Genomic DNA, 16,626 nt, shown 5'->3' on the forward strand with positions numbered 1-16,626 from the left:
GGCAAGCGTCCCTGATCCTCCCTCGCATAGCGGGGGAGGTGGCAGGCCGCCGGCCTGACGGAGGGGGCTCTCCCCCTCCACCCCGCGCTGCGCGCGCGGTCCCCCTCCCCCGCTGCGCGAGGGAGGGGGACCGCCCATGAGCCTGACCCCGCAATGGCTGGATGAACTGCGCAATCGCGTCTCGCTTTCGGGCGTGATCGGGCGGTCGATCCGCGTGCAGAAGGCCGGGCGCGAGTTCAAGGCGTGTTGCCCGTTTCACAACGAGAAGACGCCCAGCTTCACGATCAACGACGAAAAGGGCTTCTACCACTGCTTTGGCTGCGGCGCGCATGGCGATGTCATCCGCTGGATGACCGATCACCAGGGCCTGCCATTCATCGAGGCGGTCAAGGAACTGGCGGCGCAGGCGGGCATGGACATGCCCGAGATGGATCGCCAAGCGGCACAGCGCGCGCAGGCGGCCAAGTCGCTGCACGATGTGATGCAGGCGGCGCAGGACTTTTTCGTGGCCAGCCTGAAAGCGCCAGAAGCCGAGCGAGCGCGGGCCTACCTCGCCTCGCGCGGGTTTCCCGAGCGCATCGCCCGTGAATTCGGCTTTGGCTATGCCCCTGACAGCCGCACTGCGCTGAAAGAGGCGCTGGGCCAGTTTCCCGAAAGCATGCTGATCGAGGCCGGCTTGCAGATCGTGGTCGAAGGCAAGACGCCCTACGATCGCTTTCGCGGGCGGCTGATGCTGCCGATCGCCGACCAGCGCGGGCGGATCATCGCCTTTGGCGGACGCATCCTGGCGGCCGAAAAGACCGACGCCCCCAAGTATCTCAATTCGCCCGATACGCCGTTGTTCGACAAGGGCCGCACGCTCTACAACCTGCACCGCGCTGCACCGGCCGCGCGATCGTCGGCCCGGATCGTGATGGTCGAGGGCTATATGGACGTGGTCGCCCTGGCCGCCGCCGGCATTGCCGAAGCCGTCGCCCCACTGGGCACGGCGTTGACCGAGCACCAGATCGAGCGGCTGTGGCGCGTGACCGAATGCCCGACGCTGTGTTTCGATGGCGATGCCGCCGGGCAGCGCGCGGCAATGAAGGCCGTGACGCGCGCCCTGCCCCTGCTGCGCCCTGGGCACAGCCTGCGCATCGTCACCCTGCCCGACGGCATGGACCCCGATGACGTGGTCAAGAAGCGCGGCCGCGAGGCGATGCTCGATCTGCTCGGCACCGCGCGCAGCCTGGTCGATGTGCTGTGGGAAGGCGAACGCGATGCCGCGCCGCTGACCACGCCGGAGGACAAGGCCGGGCTCAAGGCGCGCCTGCTGGCCCATTGCGACACCATCGCCCATCCCGATATCAAGACGCTCTACCGCCGCGAACTGCTCGATCGCTTTGGCGAACTGGCCTTTGCCCGGCGCGAGCGCCCTACCTTCACCCCGCGCCAGGGTGGCACGTTCCAGCCGCGCCAGGGCCGCGGGCCATGGAAGCCGGCACCCCCGCCCCTGCCCGCTGCCACGGCTAGCCGCCTCTCGGCCAAGGTCGGTTCGGGCGACGCGCTGCTGGCGGCGGTTCTGGCCGGGCTGGTGGTGCATCCGGCCGCGCTGGCCCGCCATGGCGAGGCGCTGGCGCGCATCCACCCCGCGCAGGCCGGCATGGCCGCGCTGCTCGATGCGCTGCTGGCCTTTGCCGAATCGGGCGCGCCGCTTGAAAGCACGGCCTTGCGCCCCATATTGCTTGAGCGGCAGCTAGAGGTGCCGTCGGCAGACGATTACGATGGCCTGCGATTCGGCTTCCTTTCGGAAACGAGCGCCACCGCGCTTGACGAACTGGCCGAAGCGATCGAGCTGATTGTCGATCTTCCGGCGGTGGAATCGGCGCTGGCGCGAGCGACAGAGCGCCTCGAAAACGACTTTTCCGAGGATAGCTTTGCCGAACAACAACGATTGCTGCAACGAAGGCTGGCTTTGCTGGCCAGGTTGGGGCAAATGGGTCGCACTCGTGCATCGTTATAATAGGAACATATGGATCGCCCGAGACCGGATGCGATCCTGGCCTGGGCACCGATGGGGCCCAATGCGGCACGACGTCAAAGGGTGGTATCGGGGTTAATGGCTTCCAACGACAAGACCGATAGCGGCGATGCACCGCTGATCGACCTTAACGAGGCTTCGATCAAGAAGCTGATCGCGCGCGCCAAGCGTCGCGGCGTCATCACGTATGACGAGCTGAACGAAGCTTTGCCGCAAGACCAGATGTCCTCCGAGCAGATCGAGGACATCATGGCCGCGATCTCGGAAATGGGCGTCAACATCGTCGAGAGCGACGAGGACGCGGTCGATCCCGAAGAGCGCGAGGCTGAGGAAGCCGAAGACAACGACACCGGGATGGACGACCGCCCGGTAGTTGAAAAGCGCAAGGAAACCATCGAACGCACCGACGATCCGGTGCGCATGTACCTGCGCGAAATGGGCGCGGTGGAACTGCTCAGCCGCGAGGGCGAAATCGCCATCGCCAAGCGTATCGAAGCCGGCCGCGACACCATGATCATGGGCCTGTGCGAAAGCCCGATCACCTTCCACGCCATTATCCAGTGGTCCGAAGCGCTCAACGCGGGCGAAATGCAGCTGCGCGAAATCCTTGATCTCGATGCCATGCTGTCCAAGGAACCGCAGCCCGAGAACCTGTCGGAAGACGGCGAAGAAGCCGACGGCGAAATCAGCGAAGCCACCGCTGGCCCTTCCTTCAAGGAAGAGGAAGACGTCGAGGAAGAGGAAACCGAGGACGAGGACGACGAGCTGCGCGAGCGCCGCGCCCGTCCCGCTGAAGAGGAAGAGGAAGACAACACCCTTTCCCTCGCGCAGATGGAAGCCACGCTCAAGCCTGCCGCGCTGGAGCGTTTTGCCGAAATCACCAGCCTGTTCCGCGCCTTTGAAAAGCTGCAGGGCGAGCGTCTTGACGCGCTGGGCCTGGGCCTGCCGTTCTCGGCCGCCAAGGAAACCGAATATCACAAGCTGCGCGAGGAACTGACCGCGCAGGTGGAAAGCGTGCAGTTCCACGCTTCAAAGATCGAATACCTGGTCGACAACCTCTATGCGTTCAACCGCCGGCTGACCACACTGGGCGGGCAGATGCTGCGTCTGGCCGAGCGCCACAAGGTGAGCCGCAAGGACTTCCTCGACCATTACGTCGGGCGCGAGCTGGACGAAGGCTGGTTGCAGTCGCTCGCCACGCGCGACAAGAAGTGGGCGGCCTTTGCTGCCACCGAAGCGGGCGCGGTCGAACGCATCCGCGCCGAAGTGGCCGACATTGCCTCGGCCACGGGCATGCAGCTGGCCGAGTTCCGCCGCATCGTGAACATGGTCCAGAAGGGTGAGCGCGAGGCGCGCATCGCCAAGAAGGAAATGGTCGAGGCGAACCTGCGCCTGGTGATCTCGATCGCCAAGAAGTATACCAACCGCGGCCTGCAGTTCCTGGACCTCATCCAGGAAGGCAACATCGGCCTGATGAAGGCGGTGGACAAGTTCGAGTACCGCCGCGGCTACAAGTTCAGCACCTATGCCACGTGGTGGATCCGCCAGGCGATCACCCGCTCGATCGCCGACCAGGCGCGCACCATCCGTATTCCGGTGCACATGATCGAAACGATCAACAAACTGGTCCGTACCAGCCGCCAGTTCCTGCACGAGCAGGGCCGCGAGCCCACGCCCGAGGAAATGGCCGAGCGTCTCTCGATGCCGCTCGAAAAGGTGCGCAAGGTGATGAAGATCGCCAAGGAGCCGATCAGCCTCGAAACGCCGATCGGCGACGAGGAAGATTCGCACCTGGGCGATTTCATCGAGGACAAGAACGCGATCATTCCAGTGGATGCGGCCATCCAGGCCAATCTCAAGGAAACCGTCACCCGCGTTCTGGCCAGCCTGACCCCGCGCGAGGAACGCGTGCTGCGCATGCGGTTCGGCATCGGCATGAACACCGATCACACGCTGGAAGAAGTTGGCCAGCAGTTCTCGGTGACGCGCGAACGCATTCGTCAGATCGAAGCCAAGGCGCTGCGCAAGCTCAAGCACCCGAGCCGCAGCCGCAAGATGCGCTCGTTCCTCGATCAGTAAGCGCTGCGGCACTGCCGCAAGCGCGGCTAGGCCAAGAGAGGCGCCCGGCCCAGGCCTGGCGCCTCTTTTCGTGTGCAGGGTATGTGTTGCAATGCGGCATCAGTATCAACTGAAACCGACACATCCTTGCATTAGTCTGACACAGGCTTGACACAAAACGCTAATAGCCCGGCCGGATCACACAACAGCGGCAAAGACCGCGTCCTTTCCGTCAGGGGAAATTCCATGCGTACCACCCGTTTCGCTTCCGCCATGCTGGCGGGGGCCGCCTTTGCGGCCATCGCACCTGCCGCCTTTGCCCAGGATGCCGCACCCGCTGCGCCGGCCGCCGCCGCTGCTGACGATGCCGGCAACGCCATCGTCGTGACGGCAGAGCGCCGCCAGGAAAACATTATGTCGGTGCCGGTGTCGGTGGCCGTGATGAAGCCCGAACTGCTGCACAACCTGCAGGCCGCCGGCGCTGACACGCTGCTCTCGCTCGCTGGCCGCGTGCCCAGCCTCAACGTCGAATCGACCACGGGCCGCATCTTCCCGCGCTTCTACATCCGCGGCCTTGGCAACATCGACTTCTACCTCGGCGCTTCGCAGCCGGTGTCGGTGATCCAGGACGACGTGGTGATGGAGCACGTGGTGCTCAAGTCCAACCCGGCGTTCGACATCGCCCAGGTGGAAGTGCTGCGCGGCCCGCAGGGTTCGCTGTTCGGCCGCAACACCACGGCCGGTATCGTCAAGTTCGACACCGCCCAGCCCACCGCAACCTGGGCCGGCCAGGCCAGCGCCAGCTGGGGCAGCCGCAACAGCGTGAACATCGACGCCGGCGTCGGTGGTCCGCTGACTTCTGACGGCCGCGTCAGCTTCCGCCTGTCGGGCCTGTACCAGCACCGCGACAACTGGATCAACAACACCTACACCGGCGTCAGCGACGACGGCACCAAGCCCGGCAACAACGTCATGGGCGGATTCAACGAGCGCGACGTGCGCCTGCAGCTGCTGGCCCAGCCGACCGAAACCCTGTCGCTGCGCCTGTCGGGCCACTATCGCGATTACGACGGCAGCGCCTCGATCTTCTACCGCGGTTCGATCCAGAAGGGCACGCACACCGTGCCGCAGAACCTGGACCTGACCAACGTGGCCTATGACGAAGGCGGCAACAACCCGCAGGCCTACAAGACCAAGGGCGTCTCGCTCAAGGCCGTGCAGGACATCGGCAGCATGACGCTGACCTCGATCACTGCCTATGAAGCGTCGCACGGTTCGAGCCGGGGTGACACCGACGGCGGCGCGGCGTCCAACTTCGGCGGCGCCGGCTTTGGCGAATCGCGCGGCGTGCTGCGCAGCCTCAACCAGTGGAGCCAGGAAGTGCGCCTGGCGAGCCCCGACGCGGCCCGCTTCAAGTGGCAGCTCGGCGGCATCTACTTCGACTCGCGCGATTACACCGAGTTCGACCAGCGCGCGTATTTCCTCAACGCTGGCGCGCCGGGTGCCAATCCCAACAACTGGGTGCTGCTGCACAACGTCAACACCAGTTGGGCGGTGTTTGGCCAGGCCAGCTATGACCTGACCGAAAAGCTGCGCTTCACCGCCGGCGCGCGTCTGTCCAACGACACCAAGACCACCACCCTGCTCAAGACGGCCGATACGGCCGCCGGCGTGGTGACCTTCCCGGCCACGGCTGCGCGCAACGTGCGCCTGTCGGACACGCAGCCGAGCTTTGACGCCAGCCTGCTCTATCGCGCCAATTCCGACCTGTCGTTCTTTGCCCGCGTGGCGCGCGGCTTCCGTGGCCCGACGATCCAGGGTCGCTCGGCCGTGTTCAATTCGCCGTTCACCACGGCCAATTCGGAAAAGAACACCTCGTGGGAAGCCGGCATCAAGAGCGCCTGGCTGGATAACGCGCTGACGTTCAACCTCACCGGGTTCTACTACACCGTCACCGACATCCAGTTGAACGGCAACGACAGCAATGGCAGCGGCGTGCTGTTCAATGCCGACAAGGCCGTGGGCTATGGCGCCGAAGCGGAAGTGGGCCTGCGTCCGTCGAAGAACCTGCGCTTCGACATCGGCGTGAGCGTGCTGCACACCGAGGTCAAGGATCCCAACGTGTTTGCCCAGGCCGGTTCGGCTGGTGGCGTGCTGTCGGAAACCGTGCTCAACCCGGTCAACAAGGTCGGCGCGAACTACTTTGCGCAGATCAACGGCAATTCGCTGCCCAACGCGCCGCGCTTCAACCTCAACCTGTCGGGCCGGTACGACCTGCCGCTGAACGAAGACTTCAAGGCGTTCGTCGGCGCAGACTTCAACCTGCAGGGCTATACCATGTACGTGCCCTACAAGACGGTGGAATACGCCTCTGACGGCAACTACGAGCTGGGCGCCAAGGCCGGCTTCGCGTTTGGTCGCTACGAGTTGGCGGTGTTCGCCCGCAACCTGACCAACAAGCGCAACCTGGTCGGCGTGATCGACACCTCCAACTATCGCGCCGGGATCTACAACGATCCGCGCACGATCGGTGTCTCGTTCAGCGGTTCGTTCCGCTGATCGCATCGCACAGCATGACAATCGGGACGGGGTGGCAGCGATGCCGCCCCGTTTCGTGTTATGGCAGCCCGAATAAATCCTTTTGACACTGGGCTTTCCGCCCTTGACCGGCCCGCAACAAGGCGCAACGAACAGAACCGCGACACCGGCTTTCGCCCGGCTTGTCCTCCGGGAGTTTCCGCCAATGTTGCCTGCCCGCCAAACCGTTGCCCTTGCCGCCCTGGCCCTCGCCCCACTGGCCAGCGCCGTGGCCCTGCCCGCTGCCGCGCAGGCGCAGACGGCACCGCCCCCGGCGGCACGCCCGCTCGATCCTGCCGATCTGCAAGTGGCCAGCCAGATCATCGCGGTTATCCTGCCGCCCGAACAGCGGGTGGCAATTGTCGAGCGCGTCACCAAGACGATGATGGGCGCCATGCAGGGCAACATGGCCGGCATCATGGGCGTGGACGATCCCGGCTTGCAGCAGATCTTCGCGCGCATGTTCGAAACGATGCCCGCGGCGATGCGCCCAGCGATGGAGCGCCGCATGCCCGAACTCGTCGATGCCATGACCCGCGCCTATGTCCGCCATTTCTCGCACGAAGACCTTCGCGCCATTCTGGCTTTCGCCCAGACGCCGGCAGGTAGTCACTATCTCTCGCGCTCAGCCGACCTGATGCAGGACCCTGACGTGGTTACCGTGATGACCGCGATGAACCGCGACGGCATGGAAGTTGGCATGGGCATGGCCAAGAATCTCAAGGCAGAGCTGACCACCTACCTGACCCAGCACCCAGAGGTCGCCAAGAAGATCGCCGCTGCCCACGCCGGGCAATGAGAGGCGACGGGTGGGCTGCCGCGCCGGGCTGCCCACCCATCTGGGCAAAGGGTGCATCATAAGGCCAATTAATCTGGCATAGCGCGCGCAATGGGTTTAGGGGGACGCCAGAACCCCCACCATAGGCAACCGGAACCGCTATAACCCATGCGCATTGCCATTGCTTCCGATCACGCCGCGCTGGCGCTCAAGGCCGATCTTGTCCAGTGGCTGGGCGAGCTGGGCCACGATGTGGCCGACCTTGGCCCCTATAACGGCGACAGCGTCGACTATCCCGATTACGGGTACAAGCTGGCCAGCGCCATGGCCGCCGGCGAAGCCGAACGCGGCATCGCGCTGTGTGGCTCGGGCATCGGTATTTCCATTGCCGTCAACCGCAACCCGGCCGTGCGCTGCGCCCTGGTGGGTGAGCCGTTTTCGGCCAAGCTTTCGCGTGAGCACAACGATGCCAACGTGCTGGCCATGGGCGCCCGGCTGACCGGGCTCGACATGGCCAAGGCCTGCGTCGAGGCGTTCCTCGCCACGCCCTTTGCCGGCGACCGCCACGTGCGCCGCGTTACCAAGCTTTCCAATCCAGCCCTCTGATCCAGGAGCCACACCCGATGTCCACCGCTGCCACCGCATCGCCGGAAGTCCGCACGGCAGGCTTCTTCACCGAGCATCTCGCCTCGGCCGATCCCGAAATCTTCGCCGCCATCCAGGGTGAACTCAAGCGTCAGCAGACCAAGATCGAGCTGATCGCCTCGGAAAACATCACCAGCCTGGCCGTGCTTGAAGCCACCGGCTCGGTGCTGACCAACAAGTATGCCGAAGGCTATCCGGGCAAGCGCTATTACGGCGGCTGCGAATATGCCGACGTGGTTGAAAACCTGGCGATCGAACGCGCCAAGCAGCTGTTCGGCTGCAATTTCGCCAATGTGCAGCCCAATTCGGGCAGCCAGATGAACCAAGCCGTGTTCCTGGCGCTGCTGCAGCCGGGCGACAGCTTCATGGGCCTCGATCTCAACTCGGGTGGCCACCTTACCCACGGTTCGCCGGTCAACATGAGCGGCAAGTGGTTCCACCCCATTCCCTATGGCGTGCGCGCCGACGATCACCAGATCGACATGGACGAAGTGGCCCGCTTGGCGCGCGAGCACAAGCCCAAGCTGATCATCGCGGGCGGCACCGCCTATTCGCGCACTTGGGACTGGCAGGCGTTCCGCGCCATTGCCGATGAAGTGGGCGCGTATCTGCTGGTCGACATGTCGCACATTTCCGGCCTGGTCGCCGGTGGCGCGCACCCCTCGCCGATCCCGCATGCCCATGTCGTGACCACCACCACGCACAAGAGCCTGCGCGGCCCGCGTTCGGGCGTCATCCTCACCAACGACGAGGCGCTGGCCAAGAAGTTCAACACCGCCGTGTTCCCCGGCCTGCAGGGTGGCCCGCTGGTCCACGTGATCGCGGCCAAGGCCGTGGCCTTTGCCGATGCGCTGCGCCCCGAATTCAAGGCCTATGCCCACCAGGTCGTGGCCAATGCAAAGGCGCTGGCGGAAAGCCTCAAGGATGCCGGGCTCGGCATCGTTTCGGGCGGCACCGACAACCACCTCATGCTGGTGGACCTGTCAGCCAAGGACGTCACCGGCAAGGCCGCTGAAAAGGGCCTCGATCGCGCCTGGCTCACCTGCAACAAGAACGGCGTGCCGTTCGACAAGCGCTCGCCCTTCGTCACCTCGGGTATCCGCCTGGGTACGCCGGCCGGCACCACGCGCGGTTTCCGCGAGGCAGAGTTCCGCCAGATCGGCCAGCTGATCGCCCAGGTGGTCGATGGCATGGCCCGCAATGGCGAAGAAGGCGACGGCCAGGTGGAACAGCGCGTGCGCGACGCCGTGGCGGACCTCTGCGCGCAGTTCCCCATCTACCCGGAGCTTTGAGCGTTTGCGTTGCCCGTTCTGCGCCCATGACAACAGCCAGGTGAAGGACAGCCGGCCGACCGAGGACAACACCTCGATCCGCCGGCGGCGCCAATGCGAAAGCTGCGGCGCCCGCTTCACCACGTTCGAACGCGTGCAACTGCGCGAGGTTCTGGTGGTGAAGAACAAGGGCGATGGCAGCGAGCCGCGCCGCGAACCGTTCGATCGCACCAAGATCGAACAGTCCGTCGCGCTCGCCTGTCGCAAGCGCCCGGTCTCGCAGGAACGCCTCGACCAGCTGGTCACCGGCATCCAGCGCCAGATCGAGACGATGGGGGATGGCGAGGTCGCCTCCAAGGTGATCGGCGAGATGGTCATGGATGCGCTGCGCCAGCTCGACAGCGTGGCCTATATCCGGTTTGCCAGCGTCTATCGCGATTTTTCCGAAGCCCGTGATTTCGAGGAATTTGCCTCTTCCATCCAGGAAGTGGCCAAGTAACCATGCCTGCACAGCCCGTTATCGTTCTCGTGCGCCCGCAGCTGGGCGAAAACATCGGCAAGGCCGCGCGCGCCATGCTCAATTTCGGCCTGGCCGAAATGCGCCTGGTATCCCCGCGCGATGGCTGGCCCAATCCCGCCGCCGGCCCGGCCGCCTCTGGCGCCGATGTGGTGCTCGAAAAGGCCCAGGTGTTCGATAGCCTGGCCGATGCCGTGGCCGATTGTGCGCATGTCTATGCCACCACTGTGCGCAAGCGCGGGGTGACCAAGCCGGTGGTGACGCCCGAGGAAGCGGCCCGCGCGATCGTGGTCGAGGAAGGCCGCAGCGCGCTGGTGTTCGGGCCAGAGCGTTCGGGCCTGGAAACTGATGACGTGGCCCTGGCCCGCACCATCCTGACCGTGCCGATCAACCCTGAATTCGGCTCGCTCAACCTGGCCCAGGCGGTGATCCTGTGCGCCTATGAATGGTCGAAGCATCAGAACGCCGCCGGCGCCCTGGTGCAACCCACCGTCGAAGACATGCTGCCCCCTGCCCCGCAGGAAGAGTTTGAAGGCATGTTTTCCCAGCTGTGCGGCCTGTTGGAACCGCGCGGCTATTTCATGCCTGAAGACCGCGCGGCGGCCACGCGCCGCACGCTGCGCACCATGCTGACCAAGCCGGGCTGGAATCATCTCGAAATCCGCACGCTGCGCGGGGTGCTGTCTGCCATGCGCCGCGCGCCAGGCAGCAAGCCCGGCACCGAGCCTCGCGGGGAATAAGCTTTTCCCTTGACTCTGCGGGCGTGTCCTGTTCTAGGCGCGCCTTCGCAATTGGCCCCACACGTCCGGTGAAGTGGTGGCCGCATCCTGGCAATTGGCGGGATGGTGCGGTTCCGGGCATCAGCCGGGAGGGCATCGGCCTTCCCCAGACCAAACGCTAGTTGAAAGGAACGAACGCGTGTCGAAGCGCCATTCGTCCAAGTACAAGATTGACCGTCGCCTTGGTGAAAACCTGTGGGGCCGCCCCAAGAGCTCGGTGAACCGCCGCTCGTATGGCCCGGGCCAGCACGGCCAGCGCCGCAAGAGCAAGGTTTCCGACTTCGGCATTCAGCTGCGCGCCAAGCAGAAGCTCAAGGGCTACTATGGCGACGTGACCGAAAAGCAGTTCAAGCGCACCTATCAGGAAGCGTCGAACATGAAGGGCGATACCGGTCAGAACCTGATCGGCCTGCTCGAACAGCGCCTCGACATGGTCGTGTACCGCGCCAAGTTCGCGCCGACCATCTTTGCGGCTCGCCAGATCGTTTCGCACGGCCACATCCGCGTCAACGGCGTGAAGTGCAACATCGCCAGCCGCCGCGTGCGCCCCGGCGACGTGCTCACCCTGGGCACCAAGGCCAAGGAAATGGCCCTGATCGCCGAAGCGCAGGCTCTGCCGGAACGCGAAGTGCCTGACTACGTCGCCCAGGAAGGCGCCGACAAGGTCACCTTCGTGCGCGTGCCGACGCTCGACGAAGTGCCCTATCCGGTGAAGATGGAACCGAACCTGGTCGTCGAATTCTATTCGCGCTGATCGGTCGGTCCACACGGACAAGACAAACGGAAAAGGCGGGGTTTTCACCCCGCCTTTTTTGTTGCCCGCCAAACGCGGCCAAACCGTATGCCCGATGCGCAGGTGCGCACCGGGCAGAACGCCGCGCGATCAGGCCTTCTTTTCGAAAGCCACGGTGATCTTGAGGCGCACTTCGTCGCTGACGAAGGGCACATACTTGCTCACGCCGAAATCCGAACGCTTGAGCGTGCCGGTGGCGCCAAAGCCCACGGTGAAGGCCTTGCTCATCGGGTTGGCTCCAGCGCCGCCAAACGTGGCGTCGAGCGTGACGGGCTTGGTCACGCCGTGCATCGTCAGGTCACCCTCGATCCGCGCGGTGCGATCGCCGGTCGGCACCACCTTGTGCGAGACGAAGCGGATGGTGGGGTACTTGGCAGCGTCGAACCAGTCGGCGCTCTTGAGTTCACCATCGAGCGTGGCGTTGGTGGTGGAGATCGCCGAAACCGGCAGCGCCACGTCCAGCGTGGTGGCACCCAGGTTTGCCGGGTTGAGCGTCATCGTGCCGGTCGCGCCGGGGATCACGCCGAAAAAGTCGTTGAAGCCAAAGTGGCTGACGGTGAATTCGGCCAGGGTGTGGTGGGTTTCCACCTGATAAGTGCCAGCCGGCACGGCCGAAGGCGCGGCAGTGGCCTGCGCGGCGACCAGCGCCGGCGCGGCCAGGGCAGGAACGGCAAGAGCCAGGGCCAGAGCGGCGAAAGTCTTGGTACGTGTCATGACAGGGATCGTCCTTGTTGCAATGATCAGCGGTGAAATGATCGGGCGCAAGATGGCGTTTCCACCATCAGATGATAATACGCCAAGCATGAGATTATCCTTTTACCCAGGGTGCAAAATCAGTGGCTGACCGCTTGACCGGAATCGAGGTGTTCGTCGAAGCGATGCGGCTGGGCGGCCTCTCTGCGGCCGCCCGCGCCCTGCACATGTCGCCGGCGATGGCGGCCAAGCACCTTTCCGCGCTGGAGGCGCGGCTGGGCACCACGCTGGTCCACCGTACCACGCGGCGCCTGTCGCTGACAGAGGCGGGCGCGGCTTACCTCGACAAGGCGGAACGCGTACTGGCCGACTTGCGCGAGGCCGAAGCAGAAGCAGCCGCGCAAAGCGTGGCGATCGAAGGGCTGCTGCGGGTGAGCGCCCCGATGTCGTTCGGCGTGCTGCACATCGCGCCCTTGGTCGCCGCCTTCAACCAGCGCTATCCCGGCATTACCGTGGAACTGGGGATGAGCGATCGCCAGGTCGATCTGGTGGAAGAACGCTGGGACATGGCCATCCGCATCGGCCGCCTGGTCGGCAGCAGCCTGGTGGCGCGCAAACTGGCCGACATGCATCTGGTGGTCTGCGCCTCCCCTGCCTACCTCGCCCAGCGTGGCACCCCCAGCCAGGTCAGCGATCTGGTGCAGCATGATTGCCTGGGCTTTACCCTCACGCGGTTTGGCCAGCACGTCTGGCGCTTTGGCCTGGATGGCACGATCCACCAGCCGGTGCGCGGCACCTTGCAGGCTGACAATGGCGACGTGCTGGTGGAAGCGGCGGCAGCGGGCCTTGGCCTGGTCTATGGCCCACGCTTCATCGCCGCGCGCGCCCTGCGCGAAGGGCGGCTGGTAGAGGTGGTGCTAGACCAGCCGCTGGCGGGGCTCGGCGCCGTCCATGCGATCACCCATCCCTCGCGCCGGCCAGCCGCCAAGACCCGCGCCTGGATCGAATTCCTGGCGGCGACGGTGCCCGCGATGGCCGCCGAATGGTAGACACAATAAAGCAATACTTTCAGCCGTTTCCCGCAACAAACGGATCGTCGCAAATTGCGCATGAACGCAGCAGAAAATGGGAACAGCATCGCGCCGCTAGCATTATCGCAGCATGCTGATGTATCGCTTCGTCACGCCGCACCGTTGCGGCAAATGGTATCCTGATCTGGAAACAGCCAAGGCCCAGGCCAGCGCCATCGGCGCCGGCTTTCTCGACACCCGGACCGGCGAATTCGCGCAATATCCCGGCACCCGGCTTGAAACCGAGGTGGTGATGACGCCGCAACCGCAGATCGCGGCCTGACGGATCACTCCCGGTTGAAATAGTCCCGGCGGAAATCGGCGGCGAACGCGGTAAAACGATCTTCGGCGATCGCCGCCCGCATGCCGGCCATCAGCTGCTGGTAGAACGACAGGTTGTGCTCGGTAAGAAGCATGGCGCCCAGCATTTCGCCAGCCTTGTGCAGGTGATGCAGATAGGCGCGGCTGTACTTGGCGCAGACCGGGCACGTGCAGCGCGGGTCCAGCGGGCCAGTATCTTCAGCGTGGCGGGCATTGCGCATGTTGATCGGGCCATGCCAGGTAAAGCCCTGCCCGTTGCGGCCCGATCGCGTGGGCAGCACGCAATCGAACATATCCACCCCGCGCTCGACCGCGCCGACCAGGTCATCGGGCTTGCCCACACCCATCAGGTAGCGCGGGCGATCGGCCGGCAATTGGGACGGCGCAAAATCGAGCGTGGCGAACATCGCCTCCTGCCCCTCGCCCACCGCCAGGCCACCGATGGCATAGCCGTCAAAGCCGATATCGCGCAGCGCATCGGCGCTCGCCTGGCGCAGCCCTTCATCGAGCGCGCCTTGCTGGATGCCGAAGAGCGCCGAACGCGCGGCATGCTCTTCCCCGCTGTCGAAACCGGCGCGGCTGCGGCGGGCCCACCGCATCGACATTTCCATCGAGCGGGCGATCACGTCGCGCGGCTGATCGGCACGCGGGCATTCGTCGAATGCCATCACGATGTCAGAGCCCAGCAGGCGCTGGATTTCCATCGAGCGTTCGGGCGAGAGCATGTGGCGCGAGCCATCGAGGTGGCTGGCGAACGTGACGCCTTCCTCGGTGATCTTGCGCAAGTCTGACAAGCTCATCACCTGATAGCCGCCGCTGTCGGTGAGGATCGGGCGATCCCAGCCCATGAACGCGTGGAGGCCACCCAGGCGCGCCATGCGTTCGGCGCCGGGGCGCAGCATCAGGTGATAGGTGTTGCCCAGGATGATGTCGGCGCCGGTGCGGCGTACGTCTTCCACCTTCATTGCCTTGACCGTGGCCGCCGTGCCCACCGGCATGAACGCCGGGGTGCGAATCTCGCCCCGCTTCATCTGGATGGTGCCGGTGCGGGCCTTGCCGCTGGTGGCGTGGATCTGGAACGAAAAGCGGGTCATCGGGGGCGGGCAATCATCCGGGGCAAAAGAACAGTTGCGGCCCTTAGGCGCAAACGCCAAGGCGTGCAAATGTCGCTGTTTCACCTTGCTCTTGCTGCTGCCCAGACGCCCGCGTTCACGCCGGCGCCGTGGATGTATCCGGTACTGACCGCGATTGCCGTGATCACCGGCCTGGTCGATGCCATTGCCGGTGGCGGCGGGCTGATCATGATGCCTGCGCTGATCACGGTGGGCCTGCCCCCGCACCTGACGCTGGGCACCAACAAGATCCAGTCGATGTGCGGCACCACGATGGCGACCTGGCGCTATCACCGCGCCGGGCTGTTCACCATCGCCGGCAATGGCGTGCTGGTGGCCGTCACGTTTGCAGGGGCACTGATCGGCGCACTGGTGATCCAGCATTTCAAGCCACAGGTGCTCTCGCTGATAGTACCCGTGCTGCTGATCGGGGTGGCGCTTTACACCGTGCTTTCCCCGCGCATGGACGATGGCGACCGCCACGATCGCCTCGGCGCGCGCAAGTTCCTGCCGGTTGCGGGGGGCGTGGGCTTCTACGACGGGTTCTTTGGCCCCGGCGCCGGGCAATTCTACACCACCACCCTGGTGGCCCTGCGCGGCATGGGCCTGACCCGCGCCACCGGACTGACCAAGCTGCTCAACGTGACCAGCAACCTGGCCAGCGTGATCGTCTTTGCCCTAGGCGGCCATGTGCTGTGGCTGCTGGGCCTGTGCATGGGCGCCGGGGCGATGACCGGCGCCATCATCGGCAGCCACTTTGCCACCCGCTTTGGCGCGCGGTTGATCCGTCCCTTGCTGATCGTGGTCAGCCTGGCCCTGACCGGGCGGCTGGTGTGGCAATGGTTTGCCGGGTGACCAGCACCTGACCGCAAGCGCTACACCGGCCAGACCAGCAGCAGAACCTGGGCGTTATGGCAGGAGCAAGCTTGAATCGCCGTAGCTGTAGAAACGATAGCCGCTGGCGATGGCATGGGCATAGGCCGCCTGCATCGTGTCCAGCCCCATCAGCGCCGAAACCAGCATGAACAGCGTGGACTTGGGCAGGTGGAAATTGGTCATCAGCCCATCGATCGCCTTGAAGCGATAGCCCGGGGTGATGAAGATCGCGGTATCCCCTTCGAACGGATGGATCGTGCGCGCCTCATCCGCCGCGCTTTCCAGCAGGCGGAGCGAGGTGGTGCCCACCGCGATGATGCGCCCACCGGCCGCGCGTGCGGCGTTGAGCCGGGCCGCGGTTTCGGGCTCGATCCGGCCCCATTCGGCATGCATCTGGTGATCGGCGGTGTCATCGGCCTTGACCGGCAGGAACGTGCCCGCCCCCACATGCAGCGTGAGCGTTTCATGGGCGATGCCGGCGTCGGCCAGCCCCGCCATCAGCTCTGGCGTGAAATGCAGCGCTGCCGTGGGCGCGGCAACGGCCCCGTCTTTTTGCGCGAACATCGTCTGGTAATCCTGGCGATCCTGGGCGTCAGTCTCGCGCTTGCCAGCGATATAGGGCGGCAGCGGCATGCGGCCGGCCCGTTCCAGCAGCACTTCCACCGGCTCATCCCCGGGGAAGAACAGCGTCCAGCTGCCATCGGCATGGCGCGCCTCGGCCGTGGCGGAAACGCCGGCGCCGAAATCGATCACGTCATCGGCACGCAGCCGCTTGCCGTTGCGGATGAAGGCCTGCCAGCGGCGCAGGTCAAGCCGCTTGTGCAGCGTGGCGCCCACCCGCGCCTCTCCCCGGCGGCCTTCGAGCTGGGCCGGGATGACGCGGGTATCGTTGAATACCAGCACATCGCCGCGGCGCAGCAGGCTGGGCAGATCGCGCACCACATGGTCGCTGAGCGGCTGCCCGCCGGCCACATGCAGCAGCTTGGCCGCATCACGCGGGCGAGCCGGGCGCAGGGCGATGTTTTCGGGCGGCAGTTCGAAATCGAAAAGGTCAACACGCATGGTGAGCGCGCTAGCCGCAGCCGTGGCACAGGGCAAGCACCTGGCTGCGGGGCG

General features: G+C 65.2%; 15 protein-coding genes. 12 read left to right on the forward strand and 3 right to left on the reverse strand.

Annotation, left to right across the window (positions count from 1 at the left end):
• Window positions 1-136 precede the first annotated feature (136 nt).
• The 9 genes from dnaG to rpsD all read left to right on the forward strand — a co-directional run bounded on the left by dnaG (window position 137) and on the right by rpsD (window position 11,399).
• On the forward strand, window positions 137-2,002 hold the full coding sequence (gene dnaG, locus C8K14_RS02495; RefSeq protein ID WP_107715596.1) for a DNA primase: 1,866 nt from the start codon (window positions 137-139) through the stop codon (window positions 2,000-2,002).
• Between the two features lie 96 nt (window positions 2,003-2,098).
• Window positions 2,099-4,099: an RNA polymerase sigma factor RpoD gene (rpoD, locus tag C8K14_RS02500; protein ID WP_022675588.1), complete on the forward strand. Its 2,001-nt coding sequence runs from the start codon at window positions 2,099-2,101 to the stop codon at window positions 4,097-4,099.
• Window positions 4,100-4,324: 225 nt separating this feature from the next.
• A complete protein-coding gene (locus C8K14_RS02505; RefSeq protein ID WP_107715597.1) occupies window positions 4,325-6,637 on the forward strand; it encodes a TonB-dependent receptor in 2,313 nt (770 codons plus the stop codon).
• A 184-nt stretch (window positions 6,638-6,821) separates the two neighbouring features.
• Window positions 6,822-7,454, forward strand: coding sequence for a DUF2059 domain-containing protein (locus tag C8K14_RS02510; protein WP_022675586.1), 633 nt, complete (start codon window positions 6,822-6,824; stop codon window positions 7,452-7,454).
• A gap of 147 nt (window positions 7,455-7,601) precedes the next feature.
• Window positions 7,602-8,039: a ribose 5-phosphate isomerase B gene (rpiB, locus tag C8K14_RS02515; RefSeq protein ID WP_022675585.1), complete on the forward strand. Its 438-nt coding sequence runs from the start codon at window positions 7,602-7,604 to the stop codon at window positions 8,037-8,039.
• A gap of 17 nt (window positions 8,040-8,056) precedes the next feature.
• A complete protein-coding gene (gene glyA, locus C8K14_RS02520; RefSeq protein ID WP_062782200.1) occupies window positions 8,057-9,370 on the forward strand; it encodes a serine hydroxymethyltransferase in 1,314 nt (437 codons plus the stop codon).
• A 40-nt stretch (window positions 9,371-9,410) separates the two neighbouring features.
• Window positions 9,411-9,848, forward strand: a complete 438-nt coding sequence (gene nrdR, locus C8K14_RS02525; protein ID WP_369974032.1) for a transcriptional regulator NrdR — start codon at window positions 9,411-9,413, stop codon at window positions 9,846-9,848.
• Window positions 9,849-9,850: 2 nt separating this feature from the next.
• The gene (locus C8K14_RS02530; protein WP_022675582.1) at window positions 9,851-10,606 is read left to right on the forward strand and encodes an RNA methyltransferase; all 756 of its coding nucleotides are present in this window, start codon (window positions 9,851-9,853) and stop codon (window positions 10,604-10,606) included.
• Between the two features lie 178 nt (window positions 10,607-10,784).
• Entirely contained in the window at window positions 10,785-11,399 is a 615-nt protein-coding gene (gene rpsD, locus C8K14_RS02535; protein ID WP_022675581.1) for a 30S ribosomal protein S4, read from the forward strand.
• 129 nt (window positions 11,400-11,528) lie between these two features.
• Here rpsD and C8K14_RS02540 read toward each other — a convergent pair whose 3' ends face one another.
• A complete protein-coding gene (locus C8K14_RS02540; RefSeq protein ID WP_107715599.1) occupies window positions 11,529-12,152 on the reverse strand; it encodes a YceI family protein in 624 nt (207 codons plus the stop codon).
• Between the two features lie 122 nt (window positions 12,153-12,274).
• On the opposite strand from C8K14_RS02540, the gene C8K14_RS02545 reads away from it, so the two are divergent.
• Together C8K14_RS02545 and C8K14_RS02550 are read left to right on the forward strand one after the other, a co-directional pair.
• Entirely contained in the window at window positions 12,275-13,180 is a 906-nt protein-coding gene (locus tag C8K14_RS02545) for a LysR family transcriptional regulator (RefSeq protein WP_062782194.1), read from the forward strand.
• Window positions 13,181-13,292: 112 nt separating this feature from the next.
• Window positions 13,293-13,484: a hypothetical protein gene (locus tag C8K14_RS02550; protein WP_028657672.1), complete on the forward strand. Its 192-nt coding sequence runs from the start codon at window positions 13,293-13,295 to the stop codon at window positions 13,482-13,484.
• A 4-nt stretch (window positions 13,485-13,488) separates the two neighbouring features.
• Here the strand turns inward: C8K14_RS02550 and tgt are convergent, their stop codons facing one another.
• Entirely contained in the window at window positions 13,489-14,616 is a 1,128-nt protein-coding gene (gene tgt, locus C8K14_RS02555) for a tRNA guanosine(34) transglycosylase Tgt (RefSeq protein WP_107715600.1), read from the reverse strand.
• Between the two features lie 69 nt (window positions 14,617-14,685).
• Between tgt and C8K14_RS02560 the strand changes: the two genes are divergently transcribed.
• On the forward strand, window positions 14,686-15,489 hold the full coding sequence (locus tag C8K14_RS02560; protein WP_107715601.1) for a TSUP family transporter: 804 nt from the start codon (window positions 14,686-14,688) through the stop codon (window positions 15,487-15,489).
• Window positions 15,490-15,543: 54 nt separating this feature from the next.
• Here C8K14_RS02560 and queA read toward each other — a convergent pair whose 3' ends face one another.
• Window positions 15,544-16,572: a tRNA preQ1(34) S-adenosylmethionine ribosyltransferase-isomerase QueA gene (queA, locus tag C8K14_RS02565; RefSeq protein ID WP_107715602.1), complete on the reverse strand. Its 1,029-nt coding sequence runs from the start codon at window positions 16,570-16,572 to the stop codon at window positions 15,544-15,546.
• Window positions 16,573-16,626 lie beyond the last annotated feature (54 nt).

This window comes from Novosphingobium sp. GV079 (assembly GCF_003058045.1).
Lineage (GTDB): Bacteria > Pseudomonadota > Alphaproteobacteria > Sphingomonadales > Sphingomonadaceae > Novosphingobium > Novosphingobium capsulatum.